Annotated in this window: 12 protein-coding genes; all 12 read left to right on the plus strand. The window is 74.3% G+C overall.

The genetic code is table 11. The annotated features are described in order from the left end of the window. The first annotated feature begins 417 nt into the window (after positions 1 to 417). The 12 genes from DEJ51_RS26850 to DEJ51_RS26905 all read left to right on the plus strand — a co-directional run bounded on the left by DEJ51_RS26850 (position 418) and on the right by DEJ51_RS26905 (position 15,247). On the plus strand, positions 418 to 1,587 hold the full coding sequence (locus tag DEJ51_RS26850; RefSeq protein ID WP_150260163.1) for a hypothetical protein: 1,170 nt from the start codon (positions 418 to 420) through the stop codon (positions 1,585 to 1,587). Further along, positions 1,584 to 2,354, plus strand: coding sequence for a WecB/TagA/CpsF family glycosyltransferase (locus DEJ51_RS26855; protein WP_150260164.1), 771 nt, complete (start codon positions 1,584 to 1,586; stop codon positions 2,352 to 2,354). Before DEJ51_RS26850 ends, DEJ51_RS26855 begins: the two co-directional genes overlap by 4 nt. Then, positions 2,354 to 3,610, plus strand: coding sequence for a nucleotide sugar dehydrogenase (locus DEJ51_RS26860; protein WP_150260165.1), 1,257 nt, complete (start codon positions 2,354 to 2,356; stop codon positions 3,608 to 3,610). Before DEJ51_RS26855 ends, DEJ51_RS26860 begins: the two co-directional genes overlap by 1 nt. A 4-nt stretch (positions 3,611 to 3,614) precedes the next feature. Beyond that, a complete protein-coding gene (gene wecB, locus DEJ51_RS26865) occupies positions 3,615 to 4,757 on the plus strand; it encodes a non-hydrolyzing UDP-N-acetylglucosamine 2-epimerase (RefSeq protein ID WP_150260166.1) in 1,143 nt (380 codons plus the stop codon). A gap of 22 nt (positions 4,758 to 4,779) precedes the next feature. Beyond that, positions 4,780 to 5,541: a chain length determinant protein gene (locus tag DEJ51_RS26870; protein WP_190620658.1), complete on the plus strand. Its 762-nt coding sequence runs from the start codon at positions 4,780 to 4,782 to the stop codon at positions 5,539 to 5,541. After that, positions 5,538 to 6,992, plus strand: coding sequence for a lipopolysaccharide biosynthesis protein (locus DEJ51_RS26875; protein ID WP_223835975.1), 1,455 nt, complete (start codon positions 5,538 to 5,540; stop codon positions 6,990 to 6,992). Before DEJ51_RS26870 ends, DEJ51_RS26875 begins: the two co-directional genes overlap by 4 nt. A 4-nt stretch (positions 6,993 to 6,996) precedes the next feature. Continuing rightward, on the plus strand, positions 6,997 to 8,073 hold the full coding sequence (locus DEJ51_RS34670) for a hypothetical protein (protein WP_190620660.1): 1,077 nt from the start codon (positions 6,997 to 6,999) through the stop codon (positions 8,071 to 8,073). 41 nt (positions 8,074 to 8,114) lie between these two features. Continuing rightward, the gene (locus DEJ51_RS26885) at positions 8,115 to 8,912 is read left to right on the plus strand and encodes a glycosyltransferase family 2 protein (protein ID WP_223835976.1); all 798 of its coding nucleotides are present in this window, start codon (positions 8,115 to 8,117) and stop codon (positions 8,910 to 8,912) included. Positions 8,913 to 8,977: 65 nt separating this feature from the next. Beyond that, entirely contained in the window at positions 8,978 to 10,165 is a 1,188-nt protein-coding gene (locus DEJ51_RS26890) for an AAA family ATPase (RefSeq protein WP_223835977.1), read from the plus strand. Next, entirely contained in the window at positions 10,162 to 10,656 is a 495-nt protein-coding gene (locus DEJ51_RS26895) for a hypothetical protein (protein WP_150260167.1), read from the plus strand. Before DEJ51_RS26890 ends, DEJ51_RS26895 begins: the two co-directional genes overlap by 4 nt. Then, on the plus strand, positions 10,653 to 12,356 hold the full coding sequence (locus tag DEJ51_RS26900) for a hypothetical protein (protein WP_150260168.1): 1,704 nt from the start codon (positions 10,653 to 10,655) through the stop codon (positions 12,354 to 12,356). The genes DEJ51_RS26895 and DEJ51_RS26900 overlap by 4 nt, the downstream gene beginning before the upstream one ends. Then, a complete protein-coding gene (locus tag DEJ51_RS26905; RefSeq protein WP_150260169.1) occupies positions 12,353 to 15,247 on the plus strand; it encodes a bpX6 domain-containing protein in 2,895 nt (964 codons plus the stop codon). Before DEJ51_RS26900 ends, DEJ51_RS26905 begins: the two co-directional genes overlap by 4 nt. Positions 15,248 to 15,261 lie beyond the last annotated feature (14 nt).

Consider the following 15,261-nt stretch of genomic DNA (forward strand, 5'->3'; position numbering starts at 1 on the left):
TTTAGAGAACCGGCATTTCCTCAAAACCGCAATCAATGAACATCCGTGGGCATAACGTGTCCCTGCACACGGGATCTGAGCAGGCAACAGGCCATGTTCAGTGGGGGGTTGTGTACGACGAGGGCACCGGGGCAGTGCCATGGCCGGCGCGGGCACACCCGCACCTGCCGGCACTGCCGATCACGCGTGTCCCGGTCCGAGGCATCGCTGGGGGGATCCAGACGCGGCCTCAGGACGGTTCGTGCCGTCGGCGTGACATCGCCGCGGCACGGACGCCGTCATGCGCATTCCCCCTCCACGGAGTGACGACCGCCAGGTCCGTCCGAGGAGAAGATCAGAGGGGGTAGGTGTGTTGGAGCCGAACAGCTCGGACATACGGGGTGCGGGGAGCACCAGGGGATTCGGGGTGGGGACCCGATGAACACCACACGATTAGGAGCACTGGCCCAGGAGGACGGGGCGCTGCACGCCCTCGCCGAGCGGCTGCTCGCGCTGGCCGAGGCCGGACTTCCGCAGATGTACCTGCCGGAGGCCGAGACCTTCGTGTTCACCCGGGCCGGGGTCGTCTCGCCCGGGGGAACTCCCGTCCTGGAACAGCGCGGTACGAGCACCCGGTACGCGGCGATCACCGCGCTGGGAGCCCGCTTCCTGCCCGAGGACCGGCAGCGCCCGCTCTTCGGCGGACGCACCGCCGAGGAGTTCACGGGCGTGCTCGTGGAGCGGCTGCCCGGGGTGACCAACCTCGGCGACGCGGCACTCGTCGCCTGGGCCGCGGCGGACACCGGGCATCCCAAACTGTCCGACGCCCTCGACCGGGTGGCCGCGCTGGACGTGCCGGGGCGCCCGCAGTACACGGTCGAGGCGGCATGGGTGCTCTCCGCGCTCACCGCCGCGCGCGCCGTGCTCGACGTGGAGGAGCCGCTCGCCGCGGCCCGCGCAAGGCTGCTCGCGGCAAGGGTCGGCGACAGCCCGCTCTTCCCGCACGCCACCGGGCCCGGGCTGGTCCCCGGCTACCGGTCCCACGTGGCCTGTTTCGCCGACCAGACCTACCCGCTGCAGGCACTGGCCCGCCTGCACGCGAGCGGGGACGACCCGGAGGCCCTCGCGGCCGCCGACGCCTGTGCCGCCCGTATCTGCGCACTGCAGGGCGACGGCGGACAGTGGTGGTGGCACTACGACGCCCGCGAAGGCAGTGTGATCGAGGGCTACCCGGTCTACAGCGTGCACCAGCACGCGATGGCCCCGACCGCGCTGTTCGACCTGGCCGAGGCGGGAGGCACGGACTTCGGCGCGGCCATCCGCCGCGGCCTGCGCTGGATGGCCGACGTGCCCGAACTCGCGGACCCCACCGGGAACCCGCGGGAGCAGATGATCCGCGAGGACTTCGGCGTCACCTGGCGCAAGGTCTACCGCGGCGACCCGAAGAAGGCCGTCCGGGCCGCCCGCGGACTCACCACCCGGGTGGCCCCGCACGCACGGCTCGCCCCGCTCGACCGGATCTTCCGGCCCGGTGCGGTGGACCGCGAGTGCCGCCCGTACGAGTTCGGCTGGATGCTCTTCGCCTGGCTCGGAGGGACCCAGAGATGACACGACGACAGTCCCTCTTCGGCGTCCCGCTCGACCCGCTGACCATGGACGAGACCGTGCAGCGCTGCCTCGACGCGGTGCGGCGCGGAGAACAGATCGAGATCGGCATGGTCAACGCGGCCAAGCTGGTCAACATGCGGCGCGACCCCCTCCTCGCCGAGGCGGTCGCCGGCTGCGACCTGGTCCTGGCCGACGGCCAGGCCGTGGTCTGGGCCGGCCGGGTCCTGGGCGTCCGGCTGCCCGAACGGGTCGCGGGCATCGACCTGTTCATGCGCCTGCTGGCCGCCGCCGAGGTCGCGGACATCCCCGTCTACCTGCTCGGAGCCCAGGAGGAGGTCCTGGAGATGATGCTCGGGCAGATCTCCGCGCGCTTCCCGAAGCTGCGGGTGGCCGGCAGCCGCAACGGCTACTTCGGCGACGGCGACCAGGAGGCGATCGCCGACGCCATCGCCGACAGCCGCGCGCGGCTGCTGTTCCTCGGCATGACCTCGCCCAAGAAGGAGATCTTCACCGCCGGCTACGGCAAGCGCACCGGCGCGCACGTCGTCCACGGCGTCGGCGGCTCCTTCGACATCCTCGCCGGCATCACCAAACGGGCTCCCGTCGTCTGGCAGCGGATGGGACTCGAATGGTTCTACCGCACCCTCCAGGAACCGCGCCGCCTGGGCAAGCGCTACCTCACCACCAACGCTGCCTTCCTCCTCATGACGGTCCGGGAACTCATCCACCGCACACCGTCCACCGCTTCCGCGAACAGGAGTCACTGATGCGCGTCGTCGTCGTGGGACAGGGATACGTCGGACTGCCGCTGGCCATCCGCGCCGCCGAGGTCGGACACCAGGTGATCGGGTACGACGTCGACACCCGGCGGGTCAAGAGCCTCGCCGCCGGCGAGTCGTACGTGGAGGACGTCTCCTCCGAACGGCTGGCCCGCGCGCTGGCGCGCGGCACCTACCGGCCCAGCGAACTGGCCCGGGACTGCGGCGGCTTCGACGTCGCCGTCGTCACGGTCCCGACCCCCTTACAGGACGGAGCCCCCGACCTGCGCTACATCGAGGAGTCGGCGCACACCCTGGCCCGCTTCCTGCGGCCGGGTGCCACCGTCGTCCTGGAGTCCACCACCTACCCGGGCACCACCGAGGAGCTGTTCGCGCCGATCCTGGAGGACGGCTCCGGGCTCACCGCGGGCGAGGACTTCCACCTGGGCTACAGCCCCGAGCGCATCGACCCCGGCAACACCGTGTGGGGCTTCCAGCAGACCCCCAAGGTGGTCTCCGGAGTCGACGCCCGCTCACTGAAGGCCGTCGAGGCCTTCTACGGGGACCTCGTCGACACCACCGTGCCGGTGCGCTCCCCCAAGGAGGCCGAGCTGGCCAAACTGCTGGAGAACACCTTCCGCCACGTGAACATCGCCCTCGTCAACGAGATCGCGATGTTCGCCAAGCACCTGGACATCGACGTCTGGCAGGCCATCGAAGCGGCGTCCAGCAAGCCCTTCGGCTTCATGAAGTTCACCCCCGGACCGGGCGTCGGCGGACACTGCCTGCCCATCGACCCCTCGTACCTCAACTGGCGGGTGCAGCGCGAACTCGGCCAGAACTTCCGCTTCGTCGAACTCGCCAACGACATCAACAACCACATGCCCGAATACGTGACGCGCCGGGTGATCGACGCGCTCAACGCCAAGCGCCGCTCGGTCAACGGCTCCAAGATCCTGCTGCTGGGGCTCGCGTACAAGAAGAACACCGGCGACGCCCGCGAGTCGCCCGCCGTCCGCATCGCCCAGCTGCTCCTCGACATGGGAGCCAAGGTCCGCGCGGCCGACCCCCACGTCGTGGAGAGCATCAAGGTCGACGCCCGCCTGGTGCGGGTCGAACCGACCCGCAAGGAGCTGGCCGCCGCCGACGTGGTGGTCCTGCTCACCGACCACGACTCCTTCGACTACCAGCTGGTCACCGAGCACGCCTCCTACGTCCTCGACTGCCGCAACCGGGTCTCCGGACCCACCGTGGAGGTGCTCTGACCCCGTGACCAGGATCGTCTGCGTGGCCGGGGCCCGGCCCAACTACATGAAGATCAAACCGGTGATGGACGCACTGGAGCGCCGCGGCGCCGAGGTGATCCTCGTCCACACCGGGCAGCACTACGACGAGTCGATGAACGACGTCTTCTTCCGCGACCTCGGCATCCGCCCGCCCGACCGCTACCTGGGCGCCGGATCCGGCAGCCACGCCCAGCAGACCGGGCGGGTGATGGCCGCCTTCGAGCCGCTGATCGAAGAACTCCGACCGGACGCCGTCGTGGTGGTCGGGGACATCAACTCCACCCTGGCCTGCGCGCTGGTCACCGCGAAGGCCGGCCCCCTGCTGGCCCACGTGGAGGCCGGGCTGCGCAGCCGGGACTGGAGCATGCCCGAGGAGGTCAACCGGGTCGCCACCGACCGGCTCAGCGACTACCTGCTGGCCCCCTCGCCCGACGCCGCCGTGAACCTGCGGGCGGAGGGCTACCGGGAGGACCAGATACACGTCGTCGGCAACGTCATGATCGACACCCTGCTCGCCAACCTGGACCGGGCCCGCGAGTCGGACGTCCTGGACCGGTACGGGCTGATCCGCGGCGGATACGGCCTGGTCACCCTGCACCGGCCGGCCAACGTGGACGACTCCGGGGCGCTGCGCGGCCTGCTCAAGGCGCTGGGCGAGATCGCCGACCGCTGTCCGCTGCTGCTGCCCGTGCACCCGCGGGCCGCCGAGCGGCTGGCCGCACTGGGCGTGCCCGGAGGCATCCGGCTGGTCCCGGCCGCCGGGTACCTCGACTTCATCGCCCTGCAGGACTCCGCCCGCGTGGTCCTCACCGACTCCGGGGGCGTCCAGGAGGAGACCACCGCACTCGGGGTGCCCTGCGTGACCCTGCGGGAGAACACCGAACGGCCGATCACCGTGGAGGAGGGCACGAACGTGCTGGCGGGCACGGACCCGGAGCGCATCACGGCCACCGTGCACCGGGTCCTCGACGATCCGCCCGCACCGCGCTGCCCCGCTCTCTGGGACGGCCGGGCCAGCGAGCGCATCGCGGCGGTCCTGCTCGACGGACCGCCCGCGCACACCCGGCCGCGCCCCACCGACCTCGTGGCGGGCGGGGCGGCCACCGGACGACAGCACGCGCTGTAAACGCAATTCGAAGGGGAAGACCATGGATCTCGCGGAGATCTGGCGGGTCATGCGCAGACGCTGGTACGTCCTGCTGCCCGGGCTGCTGATCACGGCGGCACTCACCGCCGCCGTGTACCTGCTGGTCCCGGTGGAGTACCGGTCGCAGAGCACGGTGACCCTGCTGAACTCGAAGAAGGCCACGGTGGCCTTCGACGGCAACCCCTTCCTGAGCACCCAGGCCTCGCTCACCGGGATGGCCGACGGCCTGGCCCGCAACCTCAACTCCGACGACGCCAAGAAGGACCTCAAGTCCCTGGGCGTCACCGGAGTCCACGAGGCGAAGATCGCCGACAACGCGCTCGGCCCCTACATGTGGCTGAGCGTCGTCGGGACCGACCAGGCCGCCGTGCTGAAGTCGGACGAGATCCTCACGAAGTACGCCGAGAAGCGGCTGCTGGAGTTCCAGACCCAGCAGTCGGTGACCCCGGACGCCATGATCCGGATGGCCACGATCGTGCCTCCCCAGAAACCGGAGGCGCAGACCAAGGCCAGGCTCCAGTTCCTGATCATGGCGGGCGCGCTGGGCTTCGTACTCAGCCTGGTGGCCACCTTCTTCGTGGAGGCCCGGGGGCGCCGGGGAGCATCGCCCGGCAAGCACCGGCCCGCCCCCGGCGAGAGCGGTGACGGCGGCCGCAGCGGTGACGGCGCCGAAGCCGCAGACCCGACGGCCACCCTGCGCATGACCGTCGCCCACCCGGCCGGCTCCGGCGCGGCCGGCTCCCGTACGACGGGGTCACCGTGACCGGCCCCGCGGCGGACACCGCGAGCACCACCCCGGCGGCGGCGCCCTCACTCGGGCGCAAGGTCGGCTCCGCCGCCAAGTGGAGCCTGATCAACACCGTCGTCATGCGCCTCGGCAACTTCGCCACCGGCATCATCCTGGCCCGCTTCTTCCTGGGCCCCGAGGCCTGGGGCGTGTACGGGATCGCCCAGACCGTCCTGCTGGTCCTCCTATCCGCCAACGAACTCGGCGTCTCACTGGCGATCGTGCGCTGGGAGGGCGACCCGCGCCGCTTCGCCCCGACCGTCCTCACCCTCAGCGCCGCCTCCAGCTGCCTGCTGTACGCCGTGCTCTTCGCGGCCGCCCCCGCGGTGGCCGGGGTGCTCGGCTCGCCCGAGGCCTCCGGCGTGCTGCGGGTGATGTGCCTGTGCGTGGTCCTCGACGGACTCTCCCAGGTCCCCGCCGGCTTCCTCACCCGGGAGTTCGCGCAGGGCCGCCGGATGGCCGTCGACGCCCTCAACTTCGTCCTCAGCACCGCGGTGACCCTGCTGCTCGCCGTCGAAGGCTGGGGCGCCATGAGCTTCGCCTGGGGATCCGTCGTGGGCAACGTGGCCGCGCTCGTCGGGTGCTGCCTCGCCGCACCCGGCACCCTGAAGTTCGGCTGGGATCGGGAACAGGCCCGGGCGCTGCTGAAGTTCGGACTGCCGCTCGCCGGCGCCAGCATGCTGGCCCTCGGCGTGGTCAACGTGGACACCATGGTGGTGGGCTCGGCCCTCGACCCGCTGGCCCTCGGCTTCTACGTACTCGCCTTCAACATCTCCGGCTGGCCCGTGCGCATCATCTCCGAAGCCGCCCGCCGCGTCTCCTTCGCCGGCTTCTCCCGGCTGGCCGACTCGCCGCAGGCACTGGCCGCCGGCTTCGCCCGGGCCCTCGGCGTCGTGATGGCCGGCACCGTACCGATCTGCGTGCTGCTCGCCGCCCTCGCCGCCCCCGTCGTGGAGCTCGTCTACGGCGAACGCTGGCTGCCCGCCGCCCGGGCCCTGCCCTGGCTGATGGCGCTCGGCCTGGTCCGCATCGGCTGCGAACTCGCCTACGACTGCCTGGTGGCCATCGGCCGGCGCCGCTCGCTCATCGGCGTCCAGGGACTCTGGCTGATCATCCTGATCCCGGCCCTCGTGATCGGGGCCCACACCGGCGGGATCGTCGGTGTCGCCCAGGGCCACGTCCTGGTCGCCGGAGCCGTCGTGGTCCCGGTCTTCCTGCTCGCCCTGCACCGCGGCGGCATCCGGCTGGGCACCGTCGCCCGGTCCTGCGCCTGGCCGCTGCTCGGCGGCACGGTGATGGCCGCCGTACTCCTCCTGCTGGAGCGGTACCTGGGTGACGGCGTGCTCGCGCTCCTGGCGACCGGAGCAGCCGGCACCGCGAGCTACGTCCTGTGCGTCCTGCCCGGCCGCGCCTTACTCAAAGGGTAGAGCCGTGACACAGCACCGAAGGCGCCTGACGGCATGGCTGCTCGCCGGAGTGGTCCTCGCCGTCGTCCTGACCCTCTACCAGGCCGACCGGGCCGGCGTGAACGAGCACACGGCCGCTCCCGCCGCCACCGGGCCCGGGACCCCCTCCGCCCCGGCCCCGCCCACGCCCTCCGGCTCGCCGGCCACCTCCGGCACGCCCTCGCCGAGCGCCTCGCCGAGCCCCTCGCCGACCGTGAGCGAACCGCCGCCCACGACTCCCGCCTGCACCTCGCCCGGCACCTGCGGATTCCCCGACGCGCACACCACCGGCCCGCGGATCGAGCTGGAGCGGCACGACACCGGGAACATGTCCGTCAAGAAGGACGGCACGGTCATCAAGGGCTGGGACATCCGCGGGTCCCTCGACATCTACGCCAACGACGTCACCGTCATCGACAGCAGGATCACCTCGACCAACTGGTGGGGGATCAACCTGCGGCCCGGCTACAGCGGACTCAAGGTGCTGCACACCACGATCACCGCCGTGCCCGGCAAGGGTCCCGACAACGGAGGGGTCAACTACGCGGTCTCCAACATGGGCGGCAGCTCCATCGAGGTCGGCTGGTGCGACATCTCGGTGTTCGGCAACGCCCTGTCCATGGGGCAGGGCGACCTGCACGACAACTACGTCCACGACATCGTCGCCTTCCGCAACCAGGGCGGCGAATGGCAGCACACCGACGCCGTCATCAGCGGCGGCGGCAACAAGGGCCGGCTGACCATCCGCCGCAACACCCTGCTCAACTCCACCTCGGTGGACAAGGGCGCCACCGCGGCCGTGGGTCTGTTCGCCGACACCGGAGTGGTCTCCTCCGTCGTCGTCGACGGCAACTGGCTGGCCGGGGGAGCGTACGCCCTCTACGGAGGCGGCCCGGGTGCCACCGGCATCCAGGTCACGAACAACGTCTTCTCCACCCAGTACCACCCGGCCGCCGGGGCCTACGGCGCCGCCACCGCCTGGAACGCGGGCGGCGCGGGGAACGTGTGGAAGGGCAACCGCATGTCCGACGGCAGGCCCGTCGAACCCCCGCCCGCCTCCTGATCGCCCCTGGCCACCCCGACCACCGAGAGGACCGACGGGACATGATGCGCCGGATCGCCCGCGCCCCCTGGGAACTGCTCAAGCGCACCTTCGGCTGGCTGGTGCTCTTCGAAACCAGGAACAAGGTCCTCCTGGCCCCCTCCGCCCTGCGGCTGCGCCGCTTCGAGGACGCCGAGACCCAGCGCCTCGCCGCGGACCTGGGCGAGCCCCCGACCGCCCTGGTCGCCACCGTCATCCCCACCCACCGGCGCCCCGGGGCACTGCGCGCGGCGGTCCGCTCCGCGCTCGCCCAGACGGTCACCGACCAGGTGGTCGTCGTCGTCGACGACGGCGCGGGCGTGCCCGAACTGCCGTCGGACCCCCGCCTGTTCGCGGTGTCCCTGGCCCGCAACACGGCGACCGCCGGAGTCGTGCGCAACGTCGGGATCCGGCTGACCCGCTCGCGCTACGTGGCCTTCCTCGACGACGACAACCTCTGGGAGCCCGACCACCTGGAGCAGGCCCTGGCCGCGCTGGAGGCACCCGGCGGGCCCGACGCCGTCTACACCGCACTGCGCAGGGTGCTGCCCGACGGCACCGACCGGGACGTCCTGTCCGTGCCCTTCGACCGCCGCCGCGCCGCCCACGAGGCCTTCCTGGACACCAACGCCTTCGTGGCACGGCGCAACCGGTCCCTGTACTTCAGCCGGCTGCACCGCACCCCCGAGGTACTGCCCCGCGAGGACTGGGAACTGATCCGCCGCTACGGCCGCCGGCACGCGGTACGCCACCTGCCCCGCGCGACCGTCCGCTACCTGGTCAACCCGGAGAGCTTCTGGACCGCCTGGGACGGCTCGTAGGCCCCCGCGGCGGTGTGGAAACCCGCTGGTGGGCGCGGATTCGGGCCCCGTAGACTCCGGTGCTCGTGACCGAGACCAGCATCGCCGTGAACACCGTCCCCGCCCCGCCCGGCCCGTCCGCCCTCGCCGCGGACAGCGAGGTGGTCGGCGCAGCCGTGGCCGCCGCCGGCCGGGGCCTGATCGACCGCGAGACGGTCGCCGAGGTGGTCACGCTCTGCGCGGTCGCCGGTGAGCACCTCCTGGTCGTCGGCGCGCCGGGCACCGGCAAGTCCGAGGCCGTACGCCGTGTGGCCGGTCAGCTCGGTGGCCGCTACTTCGAGTACCTGCTCGGCCGGTTCACCGAACCGAACGAGCTGTTCGGCCCCGTCGACCTGCGCGGCCTGCGCGAGGGCCGGGTCGAGTTCGAGACCGCTGGGATGCTGCCCGAGGCCGAGATCGCCTTCCTGGACGAGGTGTTCCTCGGATCCACGGCCGTGCTCAACACCCTGCTCGGCCTGCTCAACGAACGGGTCTTCCGCCGCGGCCGCACCGTCCTCGACAGCCCGCTGCGGGTGTGCGTCGGCGCCGCCAACCACCTGCCCGACGACCCCGCCCTCGCGGCCTTCGCGGACCGCTTCCTCGCCCGCGTCTTCGTCGAACCGGTGGCCGACGCCCGGCTGGAGGAGCTGCTGGAGGCCGGCCGCCGCCCCGCGGACACCTCCGCGGGTCCGGGCGGCCCCGGCGGCCTGCTCGCCGCCGTCGACCGGCTCGCCGACGCCGCCCGCGCCTGCGACCTCGACGAGGTCACCCCGCTGCTCGGTACCGCGCTGCGCCGGCTGCGGGGTGCCGGAGTACCGGTCAGCGACCGCCGGGCGGTGCGCTCGCAGAAACTGGTCGCGGCCGCCGCCGTGCTGGACGGCCGGACCACCGCGTCCGCGCGCGACCTGTGGGTGCTGCCGCTGATCGCCCCCACCGCGGACACCCAGGCGCTGGCCCGCGACATCCTCGCCGACCTGGTCGACAAGGCCGCCAACCGCAGCCTCGCGCACGCCGCCGAAGAGCTGTCCCGCAGCACCGCCGCGCGTGCCGAGCGGCTGGTCCGCGCCGGCACGGCCCTGCTCGCGGAGCACCGTACCCTCCCCGAGGGACGTGACTCGCGCCTGCGGCTGGAAGCCGCGCTGCGGGAGATCGACGCGGGCTTCGAACCGGCCGACCTGCCGGTCGCGCTGGCCGGGATACGGGCCGAGCTGGTCGCGGCGGTCGTCCCCTCGTGACCGCCGCCCAGCCTGCCCCGCCCGCCCCCGCGCCGTCCTTCCCGCTCCGGTGGGAGCGCCGCGAGCCCCCGCTCGCGGCCGCCGCCGTCCTCGCGGTCGGCGACGCGGTGCCGGGCCTCGCCGCAGCCGCCCTGGAACGGATCCGTGACGGCGCCCGGCTCGGCGTGCTCGCCGACGACGGTCCGCGCCTGCCGGCCGCCGACCGCGCGCTGCTCGTCCTCGGCACGGAAGACGACCTGCCGTGGGCCGAAGGCGCCCGCTACCTGGGCCGCGACGCCGGCCTGCTGGTCCCCACCACCGCCCGGCCCGCGCCCGCCGCCGCACTCTGGCGCCAGGCCCTCGGCGCGACCGAGGGCCGGCTCTGCGTCCTCGTCCCGGGCCGTGCGCTGGTCGCCGATCCGCCCGCGCCGGTCACCTCCCCGGCCGCGCTGGACGCCTTCATCCGGCCGGAGGGCCCCGGCCCGAACGGAGCCGGGGGCGACACCCGATGACGACCACCCGCCTGCCCGCCGCCCTCGCCCCGTGGGCCGGCACCCTCTCGGCCGTCACCCCCCAACTCGCCGTCGCCTTCGGCCCGTTGCTGCGCCGCCTGGACGCCATGGTCGGCGAGCGCGAGCCCGTCGCCGACGTGCTCGGCGACCCCGACGGCCTCGGCGGCCTCGCCCGCTCCGGCCGCCCGGACCGGCTGCTGCCGTCCGAATGGCTGCTCGCCGACGAGCACCCGGAGGAGTTCCTGCGCCGCTACGTCGACGGCGAACTGCTCCACCTGGCCCCTGAGTTCCATACCCCGGCGGTCCGCGGCAGGATCGCCGCCCTGGTCGACACCGGCCCCACCCAGGCCGGCGCGGGCCGGCTGGTCCAGCTCGCCGCGCTCCTCGTCCTGCACCGGCGCGCGGCCGCGCGCGGCACCGAACTGGTCGTCGTCGTCCTCGGCGACCCGACCGGATGCCGGCTCACAGGAGACCTCACCGAGCTGCTGCCGGCCTGGCTGGCCGCACGGCGGCCGGCCGACCCGACGCCCTCGGACGTCCAGGACGCCCTGGCCGGCCTGGACGCCGCCGACCAGGCCTGGCTGCTGACCTCGCCACGCCTCGCCGACCAGCTCCCCGCGCGTACCGGAGTCCTGACGAGCGAACCCGCCCGCTGGTCCGCCGACGGCGCCGGGCACGTCGTCGTCCGGCTCGACGGAACGACCGCCGAACTCCCGCTGCCCGCGAGCGAGATCGCCGTACGAACGCTGCGCGGAGCGGAGTTCCGCCGGGCCGACCGCGGCACCGTCGCACAGCAGGCCGCAGACGCGGGGGAATCGGCCGGCTGGGCGCTGCCCGCCTTCACCACCGACGCCCGCACCCTGCTCGCCCGGGGCCGGCGGGCCACCACCCTGTTCGCCGCCAACCTGCCGAACAGCGACGCCCGCATCACCACCACCGTCCGGGCGCGCCGCCACGACCTGCCCGGGCCGGTGGTCGCCGCCGGCCGGATCGGCCGTCGCCTGATCGCCCTGTACGTCCGGGGCGGCGCGCTCGTCCCGTACGTCAGCGGCCGGCCGTTCGGCGAGCGCGGCGGGTACACCGCCGACCTCGCCGCCTTCGGGGCCGGCCCCGGAGGCGCCGTGCCGGAGGAACTGTTCGCCCGCCCGGTGCTGCCGCTGCTGCGCGACGGCACCGGCCTGCTGCTGCCGCTGGCCGGCCGCTGGTGGCGGATCGCCCCCGACGGCAGCGTCAGCGACGGCGGCGAGCTCGGCCGCGGAGCGCACGAGCGGCCGCACTTCAACCGGTTCCGCGAACCGCGGCTGCTCGACGGCCGACCGCTTCACGAGGCGGCCCGCGACGCCCGCCACTTCCTGCACGGCGGTGGTTCCCAGGCCTGGTCGCAGGACGGCCGGACCTGGCGGGTGCGGACCGGGCAGGGGGAGGAGAGCCGCATCTCCTTCCGCGAGAACGCCGACGTGATCGGCCTCGTCCACGACGAGAAGCAGCCCGTCCTGATCACCGTCAGCCGCAGCGGCCTCGTGGTGCGCGGCGTGCGCGCCGACGGGGTGCGGACCCTGACCCGCCTCTCCGGTGGCTCCGCCCCGCCGGCCGTGCACCCCTCCATGCCGCTGATCGCCGCCGAGACCCGGCCGGGCCGGATCGTGGTCGGCGACGCCAACACCGGCGGCATCCACTTCCTGATCGGGGGCACCGAGTGAGCGCCACCCAGGGCGCGGCGTTCCGCGCCACCGTCACGGCCACCGCGTTCGTCCTCGACGTGCCCGTGATCGGCCCGGCCGAGGCCGCCGAACGTGCCCTCGCCTCCTGGCAGGACGGCGCGGAACTGCGCCGGCTGCCCGACGGACGCTGGCTGTACATGCTGGCCGCACCCGTGGAGATCCGTGCCGACCGAGCCCCCGGACTGCCCGTCGTCCGGACGGACCGTGGCGCACACGCCGCCGTCGGAGCCGACGCCGGCGCCGCGGCTGCCGGACAGCTCGCGTTGGGCGCGGGCGGCGTGACGGCCGTCCACCGCATCGCCTCGCTCACCGACCTGGACCCGGCCGGGTGGCTCGACCTGTCCGGACTCACGCTCCACCGCCCGCGACCGGTCGGAGCCGCCGAGCCCGAGGCCGAACCCGTCGTGGAGTCCCTGCCGCAGCGACCGAGGACCGACCTGCGCGCGGCCGCGGGCATCCCGCCCAGGACGGAGCGGGCCCGCCGGCTCACCGAGGACGCCCCGGCCGGCCGCCGTAACCGGCCGGCGCCGTTCGCGGGGTGGCAGTGGCCGCGTACGCCGTCCGGGTCCGGCCCGCTCGCCTTCGCCGCCGTCGTCCTCCTGGTGGTGCTGCCCCTCCTCCTCGTCGTCGCGTCACAGGGCAGCGCCCTCCATGTCGGCGTGCTGCTGCTCGCGTTCGTCGTCGGCCCCGCGGTCGCCCGCTTCCGCACGGCCCACGGAGGTGCCGCGGCGGGCCCGGAAGGCTCCGCCACCGGAGCCGGTACCGGCGCTTCCGCCGCGCGACCGGAGCCCGGCCGGTCGCGCTCCCGCGCCCGCCGCCCGGTGTTCAAGGCTCTCCTGGCCCGTCTGACGATGCGTACGGCCGGCCCGCTGGTGCAGGGCCGGCACGCCCGCTACCTGCGTGAACTGACCACGGCGTTCGAGCAGCGCCGCTGGGAGGACGCCCTGCGCGACGCGATCCGGCTGACCGGCGGCCGGCCGTCCGAGCAGAAACCCTGGCTCGCCCTCGGCCTGCCCCGCCGCTACCAGGGCGCCCTGCGCCCCACGCCCGAGGCCGGGGGTTCCGGCGCCGCCTCCCCCCTCTCCGGCGCCACCGTCCACCAACACCTCACCGCGCTCTACCAGCGGGCCGCCGAGAGCCTGGAGCGCGAGGGCCGAATCGACGAGGCCGCGTTCGTCCTCGCCGACCTGCGTGACGCCCCGGCCGAGGCGGTCGCGCTGCTGCTCCGGCACCGCCGCATCCGACAGGCGGCCGAGCTGGCGGAGGGCCGCGACCTCGCCGCGGACCTCGTGGTCCGGCTCTGGTGGCAGGCCGGCGAACGCGAACGGGCCGTCCGGACGGCCTACCGGCGGGCCGCGTTCGCCCCTGCCGTGGAGCGCCTCGCGGCCGACGACCAGGCGTCCGCCCGTGAACTGCGCGCCGCCTGGGCCGAGCACCGCAGGGAGGCCGGCGACCGTCTGGGCGCCGCCGAGGTGCTCTGGGCGGACGAGGCGCTGCGCCCCTCGGCCGTCGCCGACCTGCGTGACGCGGTCGCGCTCGGCGGGCCGACCCGGAGCCGGGCGCTGCCGTACCTGCTGGCGCTCGGCGCCGGGGAGTCGACCAGGGCGCTCGCCCTGGCCGTCCTCGACAGCGACGGGGACCCGGCCACCACCGGACGGTCGGCGCTGGCCGCGGCACTGGCCGAACTCCCGGCCGCCGACCCGGCGGCGGACCGTGAACTCGCCACCGCGGCGGCCCGCGCGGTCGTCCGGGACGGCGGCTTCGGCGGCGCCCTCGCCGACCGCGAAGCGGGGGCCCGACACCAGAAGCTGCTGAAGCGGGCCGACCCGCTGGTCGCCGCCGACCTGGCCAAGCCGCACCGCGCGGCCCCCGTCGCGCACACCGCGGCGCACACCTCCGCAGACCGGCCCGGCACGCTGCCGGTGCTGGACGCGGCGCTGCTCGGCTCCGGCGCCGTCCTGGTCGCCTGCGGCCAGGCGGGCGTCCGGCTGCTCACCGCCGACGGCCGCACCAAGGCCCGCTGGGACGTGCCCGCCGCCCAGCTGGTACTCGCCGACCACGGCGGCGCGGCGCTGCTCTTGGCCGACTACGGCCAGGTCCGGGAGGTCTCCCGGCTCGACCTCGCCACCCGCTCGGTCCGGCCCTGGACGACGCTGAGCGCACAGCAGATCGTCCCGTCCTTCGACGGACGGCACCTGATCACGGCCGACGCCGACGGCATCACGGTGCTGGACACCCTCGCGCCCCGGCCCACCGTGGTCTGGCGCGAACTCGGCGGCGGCGAGCGGCTCATCGGACGGCTCGCCCGAACGCCCGCCGGATGCACGGGCGTCGTGGCGTCGCCGCTCCCCGACGGCACCTCGGTCATCGAGCTCTGGCGCTGGGACCTGCCCGGCTGGGAGCTGCGCTCCCGCACCCGGCAGGAGGCCTTCCACCCCGGCCGCTTCGCCGTGCTCGCCTCCGGCAGCCTGCTCGCCGTCGACCCGCAACCGGCGGACGGGCCGGAAGACGGGCCCGGGGCCGGGCGCCCGGGCCGGACCGATCTGCACTGGATCACCGAGCGCCCGATCGCCCGGACCGGTGCTGCTCCGAGCGTCGAGGGTCTCGCGCCGGCGGGGCCGATCGCCGACGGCGACCACTGGGCGCTCGCGGTGCCCGGCCCGGACGGCACGGGAGTCCTCCTCCACACCGGCGCGGGCGCGGCCTCCGCGCCCACCGCCACCGTGTTCCACCCGCAGGCCGACGCACACCCCCCGGGCATCCGCCGGCACGCCGGCGCGGTCACCCACTGGCACCGCTCAGGCCGGATCCTGGCCACCACCCCCGACGGCGCCACCCTGCTGGCCAACCTGCGCGTCACGGTCGACTGAGGCCGGGGACACGG

The organism is Streptomyces venezuelae (assembly GCF_008642275.1).
Classification (GTDB): Bacteria; Actinomycetota; Actinomycetes; order Streptomycetales; family Streptomycetaceae; genus Streptomyces; species Streptomyces venezuelae_E.

Excerpts from the sequence above, each read along its gene's own strand:
- DEJ51_RS26850 (WP_150260163.1), top strand. The coding sequence starts at position 418 with ATGAACACCACACGATTAGGAGCACTGGCCCAGGAGGACGGGGCGCTG.
- DEJ51_RS26855 (WP_150260164.1), top strand. The coding sequence starts at position 1,584 with ATGACACGACGACAGTCCCTCTTCGGCGTCCCGCTCGACCCGCTGACC.
- DEJ51_RS26860 (WP_150260165.1), top strand. The coding sequence starts at position 2,354 with ATGCGCGTCGTCGTCGTGGGACAGGGATACGTCGGACTGCCGCTGGCC.
- DEJ51_RS26870 (WP_190620658.1), top strand. The coding sequence starts at position 4,780 with ATGGATCTCGCGGAGATCTGGCGGGTCATGCGCAGACGCTGGTACGTC.
- DEJ51_RS26885 (WP_223835976.1), top strand. The coding sequence starts at position 8,115 with ATGATGCGCCGGATCGCCCGCGCCCCCTGGGAACTGCTCAAGCGCACC.
- DEJ51_RS26900 (WP_150260168.1), top strand. The coding sequence starts at position 10,653 with ATGACGACCACCCGCCTGCCCGCCGCCCTCGCCCCGTGGGCCGGCACC.